General features: G+C 62.2%; 20 protein-coding genes. 6 read left to right on the top strand and 14 right to left on the bottom strand.

Annotation, left to right across the window (positions count from 1 at the left end):
• Position 1 precedes the first annotated feature (1 nt).
• From C0V73_RS00450 to lgt, 7 genes are all read right to left on the bottom strand, one after another.
• Positions 2-856 (bottom strand): hypothetical protein, encoded by an 855-nt coding sequence (locus tag C0V73_RS00450; RefSeq protein WP_102018872.1) that lies wholly within the window; start codon positions 854-856, stop codon positions 2-4.
• Between the two features lie 159 nt (positions 857-1015).
• A complete protein-coding gene (locus tag C0V73_RS00445) occupies positions 1016-1948 on the bottom strand; it encodes a ribose-phosphate pyrophosphokinase (RefSeq protein WP_102018039.1) in 933 nt (310 codons plus the stop codon).
• Between the two features lie 152 nt (positions 1949-2100).
• A complete protein-coding gene (locus C0V73_RS00440; protein ID WP_102018038.1) occupies positions 2101-2883 on the bottom strand; it encodes a hypothetical protein in 783 nt (260 codons plus the stop codon).
• Between the two features lie 136 nt (positions 2884-3019).
• A complete protein-coding gene (locus tag C0V73_RS00435; protein WP_102018037.1) occupies positions 3020-4171 on the bottom strand; it encodes a Xaa-Pro peptidase family protein in 1152 nt (383 codons plus the stop codon).
• Between the two features lies 1 nt (position 4172).
• The gene (gene pgeF / locus C0V73_RS00430; protein WP_102018036.1) at positions 4173-4967 is read right to left on the bottom strand and encodes a peptidoglycan editing factor PgeF; all 795 of its coding nucleotides are present in this window, start codon (positions 4965-4967) and stop codon (positions 4173-4175) included.
• A 131-nt stretch (positions 4968-5098) separates the two neighbouring features.
• The gene (locus tag C0V73_RS00425; protein WP_102018035.1) at positions 5099-6199 is read right to left on the bottom strand and encodes a class I SAM-dependent methyltransferase; all 1101 of its coding nucleotides are present in this window, start codon (positions 6197-6199) and stop codon (positions 5099-5101) included.
• A 9-nt stretch (positions 6200-6208) separates the two neighbouring features.
• Positions 6209-7057 carry a prolipoprotein diacylglyceryl transferase gene (lgt, locus tag C0V73_RS00420; RefSeq protein ID WP_102018034.1) on the bottom strand — a complete coding sequence of 283 codons (849 nt, stop codon included), beginning with the start codon at positions 7055-7057 and terminating at the stop codon, positions 6209-6211.
• A 190-nt stretch (positions 7058-7247) separates the two neighbouring features.
• Between lgt and C0V73_RS00415 the strand changes: the two genes are divergently transcribed.
• From C0V73_RS00415 to C0V73_RS00400, 4 genes are all read left to right on the top strand, one after another.
• Positions 7248-7508, top strand: coding sequence for an accessory factor UbiK family protein (locus tag C0V73_RS00415; RefSeq protein ID WP_102018033.1), 261 nt, complete (start codon positions 7248-7250; stop codon positions 7506-7508).
• Between the two features lie 443 nt (positions 7509-7951).
• Complete coding sequence (locus C0V73_RS00410) at positions 7952-8452, top strand: YbjN domain-containing protein (RefSeq protein WP_102018032.1); 501 nt, start codon at positions 7952-7954, stop codon at positions 8450-8452.
• Positions 8453-8454: 2 nt separating this feature from the next.
• Entirely contained in the window at positions 8455-9273 is an 819-nt protein-coding gene (gene proC / locus C0V73_RS00405; RefSeq protein WP_102018031.1) for a pyrroline-5-carboxylate reductase, read from the top strand.
• Complete coding sequence (locus C0V73_RS00400; protein ID WP_102018030.1) at positions 9270-9614, top strand: tRNA-binding protein; 345 nt, start codon at positions 9270-9272, stop codon at positions 9612-9614. Before proC ends, C0V73_RS00400 begins: the two co-directional genes overlap by 4 nt.
• A gap of 38 nt (positions 9615-9652) precedes the next feature.
• Here the strand turns inward: C0V73_RS00400 and C0V73_RS00395 are convergent, their stop codons facing one another.
• Genes C0V73_RS00395 through C0V73_RS00385 form a run of 3 tightly spaced genes read right to left on the bottom strand, consistent with a single transcriptional unit; the run spans position 9653 to position 12303 of the window.
• A complete protein-coding gene (locus C0V73_RS00395) occupies positions 9653-11035 on the bottom strand; it encodes an ATP-binding protein (RefSeq protein WP_102018029.1) in 1383 nt (460 codons plus the stop codon).
• Between the two features lie 40 nt (positions 11036-11075).
• Positions 11076-11792, bottom strand: a complete 717-nt coding sequence (locus C0V73_RS00390; RefSeq protein WP_102018028.1) for a response regulator — start codon at positions 11790-11792, stop codon at positions 11076-11078.
• Positions 11779-12303, bottom strand: coding sequence for a MarR family transcriptional regulator (locus tag C0V73_RS00385; RefSeq protein ID WP_102018027.1), 525 nt, complete (start codon positions 12301-12303; stop codon positions 11779-11781). Before C0V73_RS00385 ends, C0V73_RS00390 begins: the two co-directional genes overlap by 14 nt.
• A 309-nt stretch (positions 12304-12612) precedes the next feature.
• Between C0V73_RS00385 and C0V73_RS23000 the strand changes: the two genes are divergently transcribed.
• A complete protein-coding gene (locus tag C0V73_RS23000; RefSeq protein ID WP_172449954.1) occupies positions 12613-12768 on the top strand; it encodes a hypothetical protein in 156 nt (51 codons plus the stop codon).
• An 85-nt stretch (positions 12769-12853) separates the two neighbouring features.
• Positions 12854-13498: an MBL fold metallo-hydrolase gene (locus C0V73_RS00380; protein WP_102018026.1), complete on the top strand. Its 645-nt coding sequence runs from the start codon at positions 12854-12856 to the stop codon at positions 13496-13498.
• A gap of 54 nt (positions 13499-13552) precedes the next feature.
• Here the strand turns inward: C0V73_RS00380 and C0V73_RS00375 are convergent, their stop codons facing one another.
• The 4 genes from C0V73_RS00375 to C0V73_RS00360 all read right to left on the bottom strand — a co-directional run bounded on the left by C0V73_RS00375 (position 13553) and on the right by C0V73_RS00360 (position 17469).
• On the bottom strand, positions 13553-14008 hold the full coding sequence (locus C0V73_RS00375; protein WP_102018025.1) for a BA14K family protein: 456 nt from the start codon (positions 14006-14008) through the stop codon (positions 13553-13555).
• A gap of 156 nt (positions 14009-14164) precedes the next feature.
• Positions 14165-14380 carry a cold-shock protein gene (locus tag C0V73_RS00370; protein WP_006725577.1) on the bottom strand — a complete coding sequence of 72 codons (216 nt, stop codon included), beginning with the start codon at positions 14378-14380 and terminating at the stop codon, positions 14165-14167.
• 538 nt (positions 14381-14918) lie between these two features.
• Positions 14919-16031, bottom strand: coding sequence for a PQQ-dependent sugar dehydrogenase (locus tag C0V73_RS00365; RefSeq protein WP_245407874.1), 1113 nt, complete (start codon positions 16029-16031; stop codon positions 14919-14921).
• A gap of 151 nt (positions 16032-16182) precedes the next feature.
• A complete protein-coding gene (locus tag C0V73_RS00360; RefSeq protein WP_102018023.1) occupies positions 16183-17469 on the bottom strand; it encodes an FAD/NAD(P)-binding oxidoreductase in 1287 nt (428 codons plus the stop codon).
• Positions 17470-17498: the final 29 nt, after the last annotated feature.

Genomic DNA, 17498 nt, shown 5'->3' with positions numbered 1-17498 from the left:
TTCAGCGCAGGCCGATCTTTTCGCAGGCGGCATCGATGATCGCGAGCTTGTAGGCCTGCGTCGTGTGATATTCGAGCAGGAATTCCCTTGAGATCCACATCACGGAGCGGCCGCGATTACCCTCCCAGCCGATGCTGCCGATTGCTTCTGCCTCGCGCAGCTTGCGGGTGAGGTGGGTGCGCGACAGGCGGAAGTTTTCGGCCAGTTCAGGTACCGAGCGGAGTTGGGTCGGAATGCGCTTGACCGACGGATCGACCGGCTCCACGCCTACCATCAGCCAGTCCATGACAATGCCGCCGTTGTTGAGCCAGGTGAACAGCGACCAGGTCTGGGTGGGGCTGCGCAGTTCCGGCGAGATCATGGCGCGGGTCGTGATTTCCGGGTGCAGGCGCGACAGGATCCTGTCGTCCGTCTCCAGGCCATCGAGCCTCCTGCCACCGTCGAGGCGATCGAGGGTGGCCAAGTGAATGGAGACCCAGCGGCGGGTGGCGGCGATGGTCTGCGGGGCCGGCACGAAGGGGCGGTTGCGGCGGTCAGGCGTCTGACCGTGCTGCGCGATGCCGTAGACCAGCATTTCCTTGATGAAGGCGTCTGCGGTGTTGACCGAGGAGATGCCGAGCGTTTTCACCTGCTCGAGGTAGCGGGCCATCAGGATGACGGGTTCTGGATTACCGCGTGCGACTTCCGAGAAATACTGTCCCATGGCGAGATGGCCGAGCAGCCAGCGCTGCTGTGTGCCGAAGACGGCTGCCAGGCGAGGGGTTTCGTCATTGACTTGCAGGAGTGCCCGTGACTGGTCTCTCACCGCCTCATGCAGGTCCAGATTGGCAAGCAGCTGTTCAACGGTCAGTGACATCAAATCACGCGTAAGGGTGTCGTCGTCCGAAATGCCCCGTTCCAAGATGGAACAATGCGCGGCAAGCTGTATGCAAAGCGTAGACGCAGTGCAAGAGGCCGTGACACCGCTGACACTGCATTTCGTTGCTTAGAGTTAACTTGCGAGGCCGCGTTTTCCTCAGTCGAAGAGGCTGGAAACCGACTCTTCCTGACTGGTGCGGTTAATTGCCTCACCGAGCAGCGTGGCGGTCGAGAGTACGCGGATATTGTGTGCCGACTGGACGGCCGTGGTCGGCTGGATCGAGTCGGTGATCACAAGCTCGCGGAGCTTCGACGAGGCCACGCGGGTGACGGCGCCGCCGGAGAGCACGCCATGCGTGATATAAGCGGTCACGCTGGTCGCACCGTTCTTCAGCAGCGCTTCCGCCGCATTGCAGAGCGTGCCACCGGAATCGACGATATCGTCGATCAGGATGCAATCCTTGCCGGATACTTCGCCGATGACGTTCATGACTTCGGATTCACCCGGACGGTCACGACGCTTGTCGACGATGGCGAGCAGACAGTCGAGGCGCTTGGCCAGCGAACGGGCACGCACAACGCCGCCGACGTCGGGCGACACAACCATGACATTGTTCGTGTCGTAGTGTTCCTTGATGTCGCGGGCGAGAAGCGGCACGGCATAAAGGTTGTCGGTGGGGATATCGAAGAAACCCTGGATCTGACCGGCATGCAGGTCGAGCGTGAGAACACGGTCGGCACCGGCTTCGGTGATCAGGTTGGCAACGAGCTTTGCCGAGATCGGCGTGCGCGGGCCGGGTTTACGGTCCTGACGAGCATAGCCGAAATAGGGAAGAACGGCCGTGATGCGGCGTGCCGAGGATCGACGGAAGGCGTCGATCATGATCAGCAGTTCCATCAGGTGGTCATTCGTCGGGAAGGACGTCGATTGAACGACGAAGACGTCCTCGCCGCGCACGTTTTCCTGGATCTCTACGAAGATTTCCTGGTCTGCGAAACGGCGGACGCTGGCCTTGCCGAGTGGTACGTTGAGATAGGAGCAGATCGCTTCGGCAAGTTGCCGGTTCGAATTACCTGCGAAAACCTTCATCTTGGCCCGCCTGTTACCATGCTGAGATGCGGGCTTTTTAGCGCCCTTCCCCCTGAATGCAAGAGGTTTGGACGGTAAGGCCCATATTTTCGGTTGATGCGCCAAATGGGGCGCATGATTTGCGGTTTTACAGGACGGATATCGCTCGGTTCTCAGCCGGCGCGACTGTTCCGCCATGATACATATTCTGCCATGCTCTTCGTGGCGATCTGCTGCATGACCGAGGCGGGAACGGCAGCCCAGGGGTCCTGTGCGCCGGAGGGGACGATCTCCTGGCCCTGGATCCGGTGCAGGCGACCGCCACTGGCATCGAGGATATCCCAGACATAGGTGATCGTCACATTGCCGCTGTCGGCGAAGGCGGAGAAGTAGCCTTTGAGGATGTGCTCGCTCGAAGCGTCGCTCGCGCTCTTGATGGTGAGGCCGCGGGCACGAGCCTCGGCACCAAGCTGGCGGGAGAGCGGCGTGACGGCCTGAACCGGCGCGCCGATGATCGGCAGAAAGCGGATGCTGCCGGTCGCCTGAGCGGCAGGGGGTAGGGCGGCCTGCTGGCTTTGTGCCTGTTGCGGGGCGGGTTGTGACTGGCTTGCGGGCTGCTGGGCCGCCGTTTGTTGCGGGGCGGCTGGGAAGGCCTGGGTGTCGGCACCTTCGAGGGGGGCGGAGGCGACGGGGTTGCGACCGCCTTGCGCCAGAGCCGCAGCCTGGGCTTCCAGCGAGTTCTGCGGGCCGCGGACAGGTTCTGCATAGCCGCCCGGCTGGCCGAGCGGTGCGCTTTGCACCGGCTGGGTGCCGACTGCCGGTGAGGCGAGCTGCTGGGAATAGGTGGCAGGCTGGCTGCCGTCACCGACCTCCGCAGGCGGTGTCAGCACTTCGGTGCTGTTGCAGCCGGCAAGCATGAGGAGAAGGCCGAAGGCTCCGGCCAGTCTCGTGGTCATTCTACGGGAACGTCTCACCACTGCGGGTCCTTCCCCTTCACTCTGTCACAATTAATGTGACTAGCATTCTCAGCCTGTCAATTCCCTGAACAAGCGGGCAATGCCTCTTTACCTCACGCTTTCCGGCTCATCGGCCTCACAAGTTGATCAGGTCGAGTGAATGACGCGAGAGCGCCCGCGGCGCGGTCTCGGTCGTCAGGTAGGTGTGGCCGAGCGTCATGGCGGTTTCCCGATCACTGTCCATGATGATCATATGGACGAAGAGGCTCATGTCGGCGGAGATTTCCTGCGGATTGCCGGCATGGAACATTTGGTGCTCCATCCAGGAGGGCGCGAAACGGGCGCCGACCGAATAGCCGCACGCATTGAAGCGATGGCGGGTGAGGCCGCGATCATCCATCACCTTGGCATGCGCGTCGAAGACCTCGCCGAAGGTGTGGCCGGGGCGCAGGACATGCTCTATTGCCCGCATGCCTTCGAGGGCGGCGGCATAAAGCTCGCGGTGGCGGGGCGAGGGGTCGCCGACCAAGACGGTGCGCAGCATCGGCGCGTGGTAGTGCGAGGAGACGCCCGCCCATTCCAGCGTCACCTGATCCGAGGCCGACAGCTTGCGCCGCCCGGACTTGTAGCGGCAGAGAAGTGCGTCTGCGGCCGAGCCGATGACAAAGGGATTGGCGGGATAGTCACCCCCGCCGGCCAGGATTGCAGACTGCATGGCGGCTAGGATCTCTGCTTCGTCGGCATCCTCGCCGATCAATGGCAGCGCCGCATCAAACGCGAGGTCGGCAAGCTCTGCCGCATGGGTTACCTTGGCAATCTCGGCTGCGGATTTCACCAGCCTCAAGTTGCTGACGATGTAGGAGGCATCAATCGCCTCGCAAAAATTGGTCAGCTGATTGTCGACGAGGCGCGCGACGCGGCCCGTCATGCCATGAGTGTCGTATTCGACGCCGACGCGCATGCCGAGGAGATCGAGGTCGCTCAGCAGGTTGCGCAGGTCGACGGCGGGGTCGGCATTCGGCCTGTCGACCCAGACAACGATGTTGTCGATGGTCGAGGTGTGCTTAGCCTGGCGCAAGTCGGGCGTGCGGGTTAGCAGCGTGAGGCTGCCGTCTGCCCGGACGATCAGGGTCTGGAAGAAGCAGTAGCCGAAGCTATCGAAGCCGGTCAGCCAGTACATGCTTTCCTGCGCGAAGAGCAGCAGGGCATCGAGCTTTTCCTCGGCCATGCGGGCCATCAGGCGGGCGCGGCGGGCGGAAAATTCGCTCTCGGGGAAGTGCAGGGCCATCTCAGTCCTCCTTGATCGCTATCGCCGAAATCTGCCGCCCATAATCGGGTTCGCCCGCATGGGTGGTCCGGCGATAGGAAAAGAACGTTTCAGGGGCGGCATAGGTGCAGAGGCCGACGCTGTCGGCGGTGACACCGGCTTGTGTCAGGCGCCGGACGGTGAGGCCCGGCAGGTCGAACATTGCGTGGCCGGGTTTAGGCGACGGCGTGAAGAAGGCTTCGAAGTCGCGGTTGGATGCGAGGAAGCGATCGACGAATTCGGGGCCGACTTCGTAGCTGGCCTGGGAGATCGACGGGCCGAGCGTGGCGCGGATGTTGTCGCGCTTTGCGCCAAGGCCGATCATCGCCTCGATCGTATTCTCCAGCACACCGCCAAGGGCGCCTTTCCAACCGGCATGGGCAGCACCGATGACCCGGTTTTCAGGATCGGCGAAGAGGATAGGGCCGCAATCGGCCGTGAGTACGCCGAGGATGATGCCGCGGCTTGCGGTGACCTGCGCATCGGCCTGGGGACGGTTGCCATCGTAATCGCCTGTCACCACCACGACGTCGGGCGAATGCACCTGATGGGCGGTGGCAAGGCGTTCCAGTGGCAGGCCGAACCAGGCACTGACGCGGCGACGGTTCTCCCGCACCTTGTCGGGATCGTCGTTGGAACCGAGGCCGACATTGAGGCCGCGATAGATGCCCTCGGAGACGCCGCCGTCGCGGGTGAAGAAACCGTGGCGGATGCCGGCTGTGCCAAGATTTTCGAGGCTGTTGGCTGTGACGGGGCGCGGCTGGTCGGCTGTGCTCATGATCGGTCTCCTGAGCCTTGGCAAATCACGCGTATGCTATGCGGATGCGGCGAAAGTGTTGAATTCAATTGGCTTTTGTCGATTTTAGCCGTTCGGAGCAGGCGCGATCGTGCAGATCGCACCCGCCCCTGTCAATGCTTCGGCTTGAATGGCAGCAATTGTACGGCAGGCATGGAGACGGCGAGCACCTTGAACAATTCGCCCATGTAGCCGTTGCCGGAACCGGCCAGACGATGCAGCGCATCGACGATTTCGGCCTGTTTCGCGTCGTCCTTGTCGCGGCCGAGAGAGGCGGCACGTTGCTCGATGCCGAGGCCGACGAGGAAGTCGCCCTGGTGCATGCAGCCGTTGAGATGCACCCCGGCTGCGAGCGCTGTGCGGGCGAGGTTCTCGAAGTCGACATGGCTGGTCAAGTCGGCGAGGCCGGGATGGGCGAGCGGCGGATCGTATTCATGGGCGCGCACGGCCTGGAGCGTGTCGCCGAAATTGCTGACCATGTGGCCATAGTCGATGATCAAGGCGCTGCCGTGATGTGCGATCAGACGCTCGCAGATCGTCAGCATCACCGACTGGCGGGCAGGGGCCACCTCGAAGATTTCTCCGTCGGGCGGCTGGCTGATGCCCTGGGGCAGCATGGCAGGATCCAGCGTCGCGACGCCGAGCGTGAAGCAGAGCTCGTCGTTTTCGTCCAGCCCGACCATGCGCTCGCGAAAGCCATTCGGCGTCTTGACGAACTGGCGGATCGGGATCGCGTCAAAGAGTTCGTTGGCGGCGAGCAGGGTGAAACCGTCGGGCACGCCGTCAAAGCTCTCGTGCCAGGAAACCTTGTCGCCATGCGAGGAGAGGGTTTCCATCTGGGTGAGCTTCAGGAGCGCGCTGGTTTCGACCAGATGCACGGTCGCTGTCTCATAGAGATTGGGGGCCGCACGCGCGATGACCCTCAGCATGTCTGCCATCATCGTGCCGCGGCCGGGGCCGATCTCGACGAGGCGCACGTCCCGGGGTTCGCCGTGGCGCTGCCAGGCGTTGATCATGAAGATGCCGAGCATCTCGCCGAAGAGCTGGCTGATCTCAGGGGCGGTTACGAAATCACCGGCGCGGCCGAAGGGGTGGCGCGTGCGATAGTAGCCATGCTCGGGGTCGGCTAGGCAAAGGGCGAAATAGTCGGTGACGCTGATCGGCCCATTGGCTGCGATCAGCGACTTGATCTTCTCGGAGAGCGGTGTGGCCATCGGCGCTCCTCAGCCTTGCGTCGCGGGGGCGCGTCGGCCCGATCGCACGAAAATCCAAATCCCGATCAACACCATGGGTAGTGAGAGCACCATGCCCATGGTGAGCCAGCCGCCGAAGAGGTAGCCGATCTGTACGTCCGGCTCGCGGAAGAATTCGACGAAGATGCGGGCGGCGGCGTAGCCGGCGACAAAAATGCCGGTGATGCGTCCGGGTGCGGCCAAGGCTCCGAAGGCGCGCGCAAGGATCTGCAATACGATCAGAAGCACGATGCCTTCGAGGGCTGCTTCATAGAGCTGGCTCGGATGGCGGGGGAAGGGGCCTCCGGTCGGGAAGGCCATGGCCCATGGCACATCGGCGGGGCGGCCCCAGAGCTCGCCATTGATGAAGTTGGCAATGCGGCCGAAGAACAGGCCGAGCGGGACGACACTCGCCACGAGATCGAAGAGGCTCCAGAGCCGGATCTGATGCTTGCGGGCAAAGAAGACCATGGCCAGCGTGGCGCCGATGAAGCCGCCATGGAAGGACATGCCACCGTTCCAGACCTCGATGGCGCGCATCGGATTGGCAGCCACCGAGGCGAAATCGTAGAAGAAGATGTAGCCGATCCGACCGCCGGCGACGACACCGATTGCGGCCCACAGGACGAAGTCGTCGATCTGCTGCAGGGTGGCCGGAGCCTGGCCGTTCGGCCACAGATGCGGGCGTTTCAGCAAGTCGCGGGCGATCATCCAGCCGAGAAGGATGCCGGCGACATAGGCCAGCCCATACCAATGGACCGCCAGCGGGCCGATCGAGAAGGCGACCGGGTCGATCGCGGGAAAGGATACGGCGGCGAAAAGGTCCAGGACTGACAACAATGGAGTACTTTCGTTAATGCTGCTGGAAAATGGCGTTGCGGATAGGCAGGGTCAAGATGGAATCGGGCCGTCTGCGACACCGTCAACCACCTTTATCTGCTGCTGCCGTCTTGCATGCCGACGGATCTGGTCCTACCTCCTTTTCCAAGGGTTCAATCCCAGTCCGTTGTCTGCTTGAGAGGAGTTTTCCATGTCGACCGGCCCCAACCGTATTCTCGATGATTTCGCCAAGTTGATGACCGATGCCGCGGGTGCGGCGCAGGGCGTTCGCAAAGAGGTGGAAACCGCCTTCCACGCCCAGGCCGAGCGCTGGCTGAACAGCATGGACCTCGTCAAGCGCGAGGAGTTCGATGTGGTCAGGGAACTGGCACTGAAGGCGCTTGAGGAGAACGAGGCACTGAAAACGCGCCTCGAGGCCCTGGAAGCACAGCTTTCGGCCCAGGCCAAGTAAGGCCGCTGTTCCGTTTCGAAACGCTTAGCGCTTCGCTGTCATGTGTGTCGAAGACCCATTGCCTGTGGCTTTGGGTCTTTTTGTCTTTTCAGAGCCTTGACCGGCGACGCCAAGGTGTTTTCTCACGAAAAAATTGCAGCTTGTGGACATCTCCCAAAAAGCCAATCGGCAGAGTCGCTTATGGGGTGATGCAAAGGCGATTCTGAAAGCGCCATCCACAGGCGTCTGAGCCAAATGTGGCTGAGGGGGCTGGTGCTGGCCCCCCACGATTATACACTGATTTTCAACGATGATTCTGAGCGGGGGCCGCGTAAGTTTCGGGCAGGGTGCGTGTTCTACCCTGGGGTCCTTCGGAATCGTTTTCAGTAGTTTCCGGTTCAGGTGTCCGAGTGGCCCGGCGGTTCGCCGGGTGCCCGTATTCATTCCGGTCAAGAAGGTGATGCATGAGCCTCATGGAAATCGAAATCGAACGCCAGTCAAACCCGGTCGACATGATCGAGTTTGTTGCGGCGACCAATGACTGGTCGTTCGAACGTTCGGGCGAAGACGAAATCGCGATGACAGTCGAAGGCCGTTGGGCCGACTATCACGTCTCCTTCTCCTGGATGGAGGAGTTCGAGGCACTGCATCTCGCCTCTGCCTTCGATCTGAAAATCCCTGAGAACCGGCTCAACGAAGTCATCAAGCTTCTCTCCTACGTCAATGGCCAGGTGCTGATGGGGCATTTCGACCTGTGGCGGAACGAGGACGTGGTAATCTTTCGCCAGTCTCTGCTGCTGGCCGGTGGTGCCGAGCCGACCAATCGACAGGTCGAGGTCTTGCTTTCGTCAGCCGTCGATGCCTGCGAAGCCTATTACCAGGCGTTCCAGTTCGTCGTCTGGTCCGGCATGGACGCCAAGAGCGCCATGGATGCGGTCCTTTTCGAGACCGTCGGAGAAGCCTGAGCATGACGAATGCCGCATTCGGACGCATCGTCCTCGTCGGGGCCGGCAATATGGGCGGCGCGATGCTGGCCGGCTGGCTGAAGAGTGGCGTGCCGGGGGCGTCGGTCACGGTGCTCGATCCCGGTCCTTCTGATAAAATGATGGCCGCGATCCGCGAGGCGGGTGCAAGCCACTCTATTGCGCCGCCGGATGGCTTGGTCGCGGACATTCTCTTCCTTGCCTTGAAGCCGCAGGTGATGGACGCCGTTCTTCCGGGACTGGCATCCGTCGTTGGCCCGCCGACAACGGTCGTCTCCGTCGCAGCCGGCAAGACCATCGCCTCGATGGAAGCCCATCTCGGCAAGGCGGCCATGGTGCGCGCCATGCCGAATACGCCAGCCATGGTCGGCCGTGGCGTCACTGGTGCCTATGCCAATGCGGCTGTTTCCGCCACTCAGCGTGATATCGTTCACCGTCTGCTCCAGGTTTCGGGGCCCGTCGAATGGGTCGACAGCGAAGCAGACATCAATGCCGTGACTGCGCTTTCAGGCAGTGGTCCGGCCTATGTATTCTACCTCGTCGAATGCATGGCAGAGGCAGGCCGGAAAGCGGGCCTGCCGGCGGACCTCGCCATGCGTCTCGCACGAGAAACGGTCGCGGGGGCTGGTGAATTGTTGCACCAGTCCCCCGACCCTGCCTCTCAATTGCGCAAGAACGTGACATCGCCCGGTGGCACGACGGCGGCAGCACTCTCCGTGTTGATGGCCGAGGATGGCATGCAGCCGCTGTTCGATGTGGCGATCGAGGCTGCGCGCAAGCGAGCAGAGGAACTCGCCCAGTGAGCGGCACCGAGATCACCTTTGCCGATTTCGAAAAGGTCGACATCCGTGTCGGCACGATCGTCGAGGTCGAGGCATTTCCGGAGGCGCGCAAGCCTGCCTTCAAGCTCAAGATCGATTTCGGTCCCGAGATCGGCATCAAGAAGTCCTCTGCGCAGATCACCGTGCATTACACGCCGGAGACGCTGGTCGGCCGTCAGGTTTTGGGTGTGGTCAACTTTCCGCCACGCCAGATCGGACCGTTTCGCTCCGAGGTGTTGACCCTCGGCTTCGAGGATGAGCATGGCGCGATCGTCCTGGCGGCAGTCGAACAGCCGGTGCCCAACGGCAAGAAGCTGATGTGATCTGCGGGGCCTTCGGGCCCTTTCTTTTTCTCAAGCCCTCAAACGGGCACGCGGATCACGGCGCGCAAGCCGCCGAGCGGGCTGTCTTCGAGCGTGACGTTGCCGCCATGGCTGCGCGCGATGTCGCGGGCGATGGCAAGGCCGAGGCCCGTGCCCGATGCGTCGAGGTTGCGCGCTTCATCGAGGCGGTAGAAGGGCTTGAAGACGTCGTCGCGGGCTTCCTTGGGGATGCCCGGTCCATCGTCGTCGAATATGATCACCAGCCATTTCGCGGTGTGTCTCGCATCGATGTCGAGCCGGTTCGCATAGCGGCGGGCATTCGACGCGAGGTTGGTGACGAGGCGCGTAAAGGCGGTCGGACGCACGAAGACCAGCGGATCGCCCTCGAGCTTCCAGGTGAGCGCGCGCTCATGCAGCGCAAAGTCTGCTTCGACCCGCTCGAACAGTTCGCTGAGGTCGAGCCTGCCGACATCTTCTTCGACCTCTCCCTTGGCGAAATCCAGGTAGCCTTCGAGCATGCTCTGCATGTCGTCGATATCTTGGTTCAGGCTGTCGAGTTCCGGCCCGTCGCCGGCGAGCGCCAGTTGCAGGCGAAAGCGTGTGAGGATGGTGCGCAGGTCGTGACTGACGCCGGCGAGCATGGCCGTGCGCTGTTCCATCTGACGCTCGATGCGCTCGCGCATGAGGATGAAAGCGAGGCCGGCGCGGCGGACTTCGTCGGCGCCGCGGGGGGAGAAGCCTTCCGGCGGGCGCTGGCCCTTGCCGAAGCTCTCGGCTGCGTTTGCGAGCGCCGTGATCGGCCGGATCTGGCCGCGCAGGAAGAGGATCGAGATGACGATCAGCACGAGCGCCGTCGAGACCATCCAGACAAGGAAGATGTGAGTGTTGGACGCATAGGCGGAGTTACGCGAGGCGAAGATGCGCAGCGTCTGGTCTTCGAGCACGATGCGGATCTCGACCAGCCGCGACATGCCGACGGTGTCGATCCAGAAGGGGCGGCGGATCTGTTCGGCGATCTCGTCGGACAGGATCTGGTCAAGAATGGAGAAGAAGGGCCGCTGGCGGGGTGAGGGGAGTTCGGTGCCGGGTTCCAGAGAGACGATGAGGTTCAGGCGGCTGGCTGCGACGTTGACGATTTTGTCGAAGTCTTCCCGCTCCGGATAGAGCTCGATGAGTTCGATCACCGCGGAAATGTCACGGGTGACGGCTTCGGAGAGGCGTTCGGTCACCAGCTGCCAGTGGCGTTCCATGAAAACGAAGGCGACTACGGTCTGCAGGATCAGCATCGGCAGGATGATGATGAGCAGCGAGCGGGCATAGAGGCCGGTCGGCAGACGGTGCCGCAGCCAGCGCAGCATGCCGGAGATGCCGGTCGCCGGGCTGCGGTCCTGATCGCGGCGGATCTGATCGAACAGCGTCATGTCACTTTCCTCGACGCATTCTGCGCCGTTGCCGAGGGCTTCAATCCATGCTCAGGCGGTAGCCGATGCCACGGACTGTCTGCAGCCAGACGGGGTTGGCCGGGTCGTCTTCGATCTTGCGCCGCAAGCGGTTGATCTGCACATCGATCGTGCGCTCGCCCACCTCGGCATCGTTGCCGACGAGTTCGTGGCGCGGAATCGTGTCGCCCGCGCGGGTGGCGAAGAGATACATGATATCCTGCTCGCGGTCGGTGAGGCGGATCACCTCGGCGCCCTTGCGCAATTCCTTGCGCAGCACCGAGAAGGTGTAGGGGCCGAACATGACCTGCTCGATCTTTGGCGCGTCCGGGTTCATGTTGCGCTTCAGGATGTTGTTGATCCGGAGCACGAGTTCGCGCGGGTCGAAGGGCTTGGCGAGATAATCGTCGGCGCCGGCTTCAAGGCCTGCGATGCGGCTGTCGGCTTCCGAGCGGGCGGTGAGGAGAATGATCGGCACCCGCTTCTCATCGGAGAGGCTCTGGGTGAGCGACAGGCCAGATTCGCCGGGCATCATCACGTCGAGGACGAGGAGATCGAAGCTCAGCCCCTCCAGCTTGCGGCGAGCCTCTGCGGCGTCGGCGGCGACCGAGACGCGAAATCCCTTTTCCGTCAGGAAGCGGTGTAGCAGGTCGCGGATGCGGGTGTCGTCGTCGACCACGAGAAGGTGCGGGGCGTCGTCAGTGAGCTCAATCTTCTTCGACACGTCAGTCGGCTCCATCCGTCTCGAGGGGCTGGGTCACGGTCTGTTTCTGCATGCCTTCAAGGAAGCGACGCACGGTCGCGCGCTCGTCTGATGTCATGCCGTCCATGGCGTGGGCAATGCGGCGGGACTGCGGCTCGGAGAGCGCCAGCGACAGCTCGCGGCCGGCAAGCGTCGGATAGAGGCGGCGCTGGCGGCGATCGGCGGGACCAGCCATCTGGCGGATATAGCCGCTGTCGATCAGCTCCTTCAGAACCCTGGCGAGGCTCTGCTTGGTGATCTGCAGGATGCCCAGGAGGTCTGCGACCGTCATGCCCGGCCGGCGGCTGACGAAATGTACAACGCGGTGATGGGCGCGGCCATAGCCGAGCTTGGCCAGGATGGCATCCGGATCAGACACGAAATCGCGATAGGCGAAAAACAGGCTTTCGATGGTTTCGAAGTCAATCGTCTTGTCATCGACCACCGGCAGGTCCGGCAGGGTCTTCTTGGCAGTCTTCGTCGCAGACTGTCGGGCCACGCTCGTCATTCCTTTCCTCCGGCGCAAGCGACTGTCAGATCGCCCACGCCGGTTCATCCACTCATCGCTCAGGGCCGATGCTTCCCCCGTGGCCGGTCCGTTTTCTGGGCGGCCATTGATCCACGTCTCACTGACGGTGATTGCCGGCAAAACTATGCGCAAGTGTAGCAAATTTCCAACAAATTTACGCTGATCGCACAGCTTACGAGCGGGATGCGAAACCTATCGCCACCAGCCTCGTTACTACAGCACTGATCAAGCGCAAGCCCGGGACAAGCCATTTGGGCGAAGCTTGGCGAAGGAGAGAGGACTTTCACCATGACGGATCGTGAGCAGACCACCGAGACATCCAGCCTGCGCCCTGTGGCCATGCTGGTCTTTACCGCAAAGATCATGGTTGCGAGCTTCCTGGTGGCCCAGGCCTCAATTCTGCCGGCATCTCCGGTGTCGCAGGTCTACGGCCTGTCGCGCTGATCTCTGCGCCGCTTCGCTTGCGGTTTCTCTCGTTTCCAAGGCGTGTTAATGCGCTTCACCGAACCGATGGAAGGACCGCCAGCCGATGGGACAGATTCAAGCGGGCATCATCCCCGTCACCCCTTTTCAGCAGAACTGCACCATCCTGTTCGATGACGAGACGCGCGAAGGCGTGATCGTCGATCCGGGCGGCGATGTCGACGTCATCCTGCAGGTGATCACGGAGAATGCGATCACGCTCAAGGCGATCTGGCTGACGCATGGTCACCTCGATCACGCGGGCGGTGCGGCCGAACTCAAGGAAAAGACCGGCCTCACCATCATCGGGCCGCACAAGGACGACCTGCCGCTTCTGCAGCGGATCGAAACCCAGGCGGCGACCTATGGCATCGACGGTTTGCGCAGCGTCGTTCCGGACCAGTGGCTGGAAGACGGCGAAACGGTTTCGTTCGGCGACCACATATTCGAGGTCTATCATTGCCCGGGCCACGCCCCCGGGCATGTCATCTATTTCAACCGGTCGCAGAAGTTCGCCCATCTCGGTGACGTGCTGTTCAGTGGCTCCGTCGGACGCACGGACCTTCCGGGCGGCGATCATCAGACGTTGATGAACTCGATCCGCGACAAGGTCCTGCCGCTCGGCGATGACGTCGGCTTCATCTGCGGCCACGGCCCTGGCAGCCGGATTGGGGACGAGCGTCGCTCCAATCCCTTCATCCAGGGTCTCTGAACGACAAAAGCGCCGGATGACCGGCGCTTTTTCATTTGTGCGGCACTGCTTGGCTCAGCCGGCCGTGCAGAAATGGGTGCGGCCGTCATAGCCGACGAAGGTGCCGGTGCGCGGATTGAAGCTGCGGTAACGCTGCGAGCAGTAGTCATACCAGGCGCCGGTCCAGGGCTCGACACCGTAGGACTGAACAACAGGGCGCGGCTGCTGATAGACCGGGCGCGGGCGATAGGTGTGACGCGGCGGCGGCGGCGGATAATCGTCGACATAGTAGTCGCGGTCGTCATAAACGGAGACCGGACGGTCGATATAGACGCGGCGCTGCGGTGCCGGATTTGCGAGTGCGGAGCCGACGATCACGCCGGTCGCCAGACCGATCACGCCGAGGGCGAGTGCATCATCGCCACGGTGATGGCGATAGTAGCGGTCACCGGCCTCGGCCTGTGTTGTAGCGGCGATCGGCGTCAGGGTGACTGCGGCCGCGAGAAGAGCGTTTTGCGCGAATTTCATCATGACGTCTGTTCCTCAAGCCTTGGCTAACCAGGGGCCGGTGCGGGCTGTTCGGGCCACCGGCGATGATTGCAATCTATGAGGCGCCGCCTGAACGCAAACTGAACGAAAAAACCCGGCAAAAATGCCGGGCCGCAATTCGTCGAAAACCGGATGATATCAGCCGGAGATCTGCAGGTTTACGGCCTTAGGGCCCTTGCCACGGCGATCGGGTTCGGTGTCGAAGCTGACCTTCTGGTTTTCGGTCAGACCCGACAGGCCCGATGCCTGAACAGCGGAGATGTGGACGAAGATGTCCGCGCCGCCATTGTCGGGCTTGATGAAGCCAAAGCCCTTGTCGGTATTGAAGAATTTTACAGTGCCAGTCTCGGCCATGCGTCAGGTCCTTTTCTCTCTGCCCGTATTCGGCGGGGCAGCATTGCAATGTACCCGCAAGCGGGTGAGCGACAGGCATTTGTCGATATTGGAGGAAAGGGGCCCTGTTACCGCAGACTAACTCCAGTCAATGTTTCCATCTTCTCAAGTTCGACTGCCCGGGGTTGTTATAGCGTCCCCGGCGCGCATTACTTTATAGGTCTTCCCATGCTCGCAAAATTGCCCGAACTCACGAAGAGTGCTTGGTTTGGCGGAAATTGGCAAGTGAAAGTTTTAACCCTTCCGAAGGGGAGAGTCCTTTGTTTTCAGTGCGAACAGGGTGATTCGAATTGGCGGCAAGCCCGCTTTGCGTCGTTTTGGCGAAAATTTGCATCGCTTGCGATGGAGATCGCGGGAAAAGCCTGCGCAAACACGGAAAATTGCGGATGAAAATTTTCCGTGTTCGCTTCTGCGCAGCGTGGAAACGAGCGGCGCTAGAGCCGCAAATTAGCCCCTAAAAGGGACGATTGACGGCTTTGAGAGGGCGCTGAGCCGGTACTCAGCTCTCGCCGCTGCGGGTAATCCGCAGGAGCTGACCATCTTCGTCGTCGGTCACGAGCAGGATCGAGCCATCAGGGGCGACCTTGACGTCGCGGATGCGGCCATACTCGCCCTGCAGCATTCGCTCCTCTGCGCCAATCGAGCCATCGGCGCTGCGATCGATACGGGCAACAAGCTGGTACTTGAGGGCCGCAACGAGGAAGTCACCCTCCCATTCCGGGAACATCGCGCCGCGATAGATGGCAAGCGCCCCCGGAGCAATAGAGGGATCCCAGTAGTGGAGGGGTTGTTCGTAGCCGTCGGCGGACTGACCGATACCGATTTCGGCGCCCGAATAGTGCTTGCCGTAGGAGATGACCGGCCAGCCGTAATTGTTGCCGGCATCCGGAGCGTTGATCTCGTCGCCGCCGCGCGCACCATGCTCGACGGTGTAGAGCTTGTTGTCGGCGGGATCGATGGTGAGGCCTTGCGGATTGCGATGACCGCTCGACCAGACTTCGGCCAAGGGCTGGCCCTTGGGGTTGGCTGCGGACGGACTTCCGTCGGCATTGATGCGCATGATCTTGCCGGCGTGATCGGCGGGATCCTGCGCGCGATCTTCCTCACCGCGGTCGCCGATGCCGAAGAACAGGCTGCCATCTGCAGCGATCGCGATGCGTGAGCCGAAATGTTGGCCGGCGCGGGTCAGCTTGTTCATCAGGAAGATACGGCGCACGTCTTCAAGGCGCCTCTCATTCTGGCTGAGGCGGGCAGAAAAGACGCCAGTGCCCTGGCCGCCCGGGCCGGGAGTGGCTGCGGTGAAGAAGAGGCGCCGCGTTTCGGCAAAATCGGGGGCGAGGGCGATGTCGAGTAGGCCGCCCTGGCCGACGGCAGCGATCCTCGGCAAGCCGCCCAAGGGCTGGCCGACCTCGCCGTCACGGATGATGCGGATGCGGCCGGGGCGCTCGGTCACGATATAGGCACCATCAGGCACGACCTCGACCGACCAGGGGTGCTCCAGGCCGCCGGCGATGCTGGTGACCTCGATCTTGACGGTGCCGACAGCATGCTCGCGGGTTTCTTGCGCCGAGAGTGGTAGAGCCATGGACAGAGCGAGAAGCGGCGCGACCATCCACGCAGTCTGGTTCAAGCGGTTTGGCATCGTCATCTCCTTGTCCGGCGGCTAACCCGCTCAGAATGTGGGAACAGCGGTGCCGGCGACAAGGCAGCGCGATGACGGAGGGCGCCTCCTGACCGAAAAGTGAAGAGGCGCCGACGTGGCGTCAGGTGTCGAAGCTCACCGCTTTCAGCTTGTCGATGCCAAGCGCCTGAAGCGCCAGCTTCTCGTAGAAGGGCTCCGACTTTCCGAGCTTCACCTTGTAGAGGAAGTATTTCTCGAAGCCGATCTTGGCTGCGTGAACCCATTTGCCCTGGGACGACCAGTTGACGTTGCGCGGTGGCAGCTGCGGCTGCGCGACGAAGGCTATACCCCCATCGCCGAAATCGGCGAGGCAGACGGCGTTCCAGGTTCCTTGAGCATTGGCTTCCTCGCCAGCGATCAAGTTGGCGATGTTGTGGGCTGTGGCCGTTACCATGGATTCGATCATGAAGCCGGTTTTCGGCACGCCGACGGGCACGGGTGTTTTGCCCATCGGCGGGATCGCGACGCAGACGCCGACAGAGAAGACGTTTTTGAAGGTCGGGTTCTGCTGGTGCTTGTCGGCCAGCACGAAGCCGCGCGGGTTCGTCAGGCCTTCTATGCCCTTGATGGCCTCGACGCCACGGAATGCCGGCAGCATCATCGTGTACAGCGACGGGATCTCGTGGGTCGCCTTGATGCTGCCGTCGTCATTGATCTCCTCGGCAACGACCTTGTCACTCTCGAAACGGTTCACACGCGCGTTGGTGACCCACTTGATGTGCTTGGAGCGCATCGCACTTTCGAGCAGCCCCTTGGTATCTCCGACGCCGTCGAGGCCGAGATGGCCGATATAGGGCTCCGAGGTGACGAAGGTCATCGGCACACGGTCGCGAACCTTGGCGTCCCGCAGGGCCTTGTCGAGGATGAAGGCGAATTCATAGGCCGGGCCGAAGCACGAGGCACCCTGCACGGCACCGATCACCACCGGTCCGGGATTGGCGACCAGCCTGTCGAAGGCCTGCTTGGCAGCCAGTGCGTGGTCGATGTGGCAGACGGATTGGGTGTGCTGATGCGGGCCGAAGCCTTCGATCTCGTCGAAGGCGAGATCGGGGCCGGTGGCGATCACCAGATAATCATAGTCGAGAGAGCTGCCATCGAGCATTTCGATCCGGTTCTCGGCGGGGTGGACGCGTGTCGCCCCCTGGCTGTGCAGGGTGATATTGCGTTTGGCACAGGCGGGGCGGAGGTCGACTTCGATTTCCTCGCGTCCTCGCCAGCCGACCGCGACCCAAGGGTTGGAGGGGACGAAGGAATAGGTCGCTCCCTTGCTCAGCAGATGGATCTCGACCTCTTTGCCGAGGCGATCTCTCAATTCATAGGCCATGATCGTGCCGCCGAGACCGGCACCCAGGACTGCAATGCGTTTCATGACGGTTCCTCCCATTTGATAAGAGGAAG

It is taken from the genome of Rhizobium sp. TH135 (assembly GCF_002855515.1).
GTDB lineage: Bacteria > Pseudomonadota > Alphaproteobacteria > Rhizobiales > Rhizobiaceae > Allorhizobium.
The sequence above is the reverse complement of the archived record's forward strand: the minus strand, read 5'-3'. Positions and strand labels throughout refer to the sequence as shown.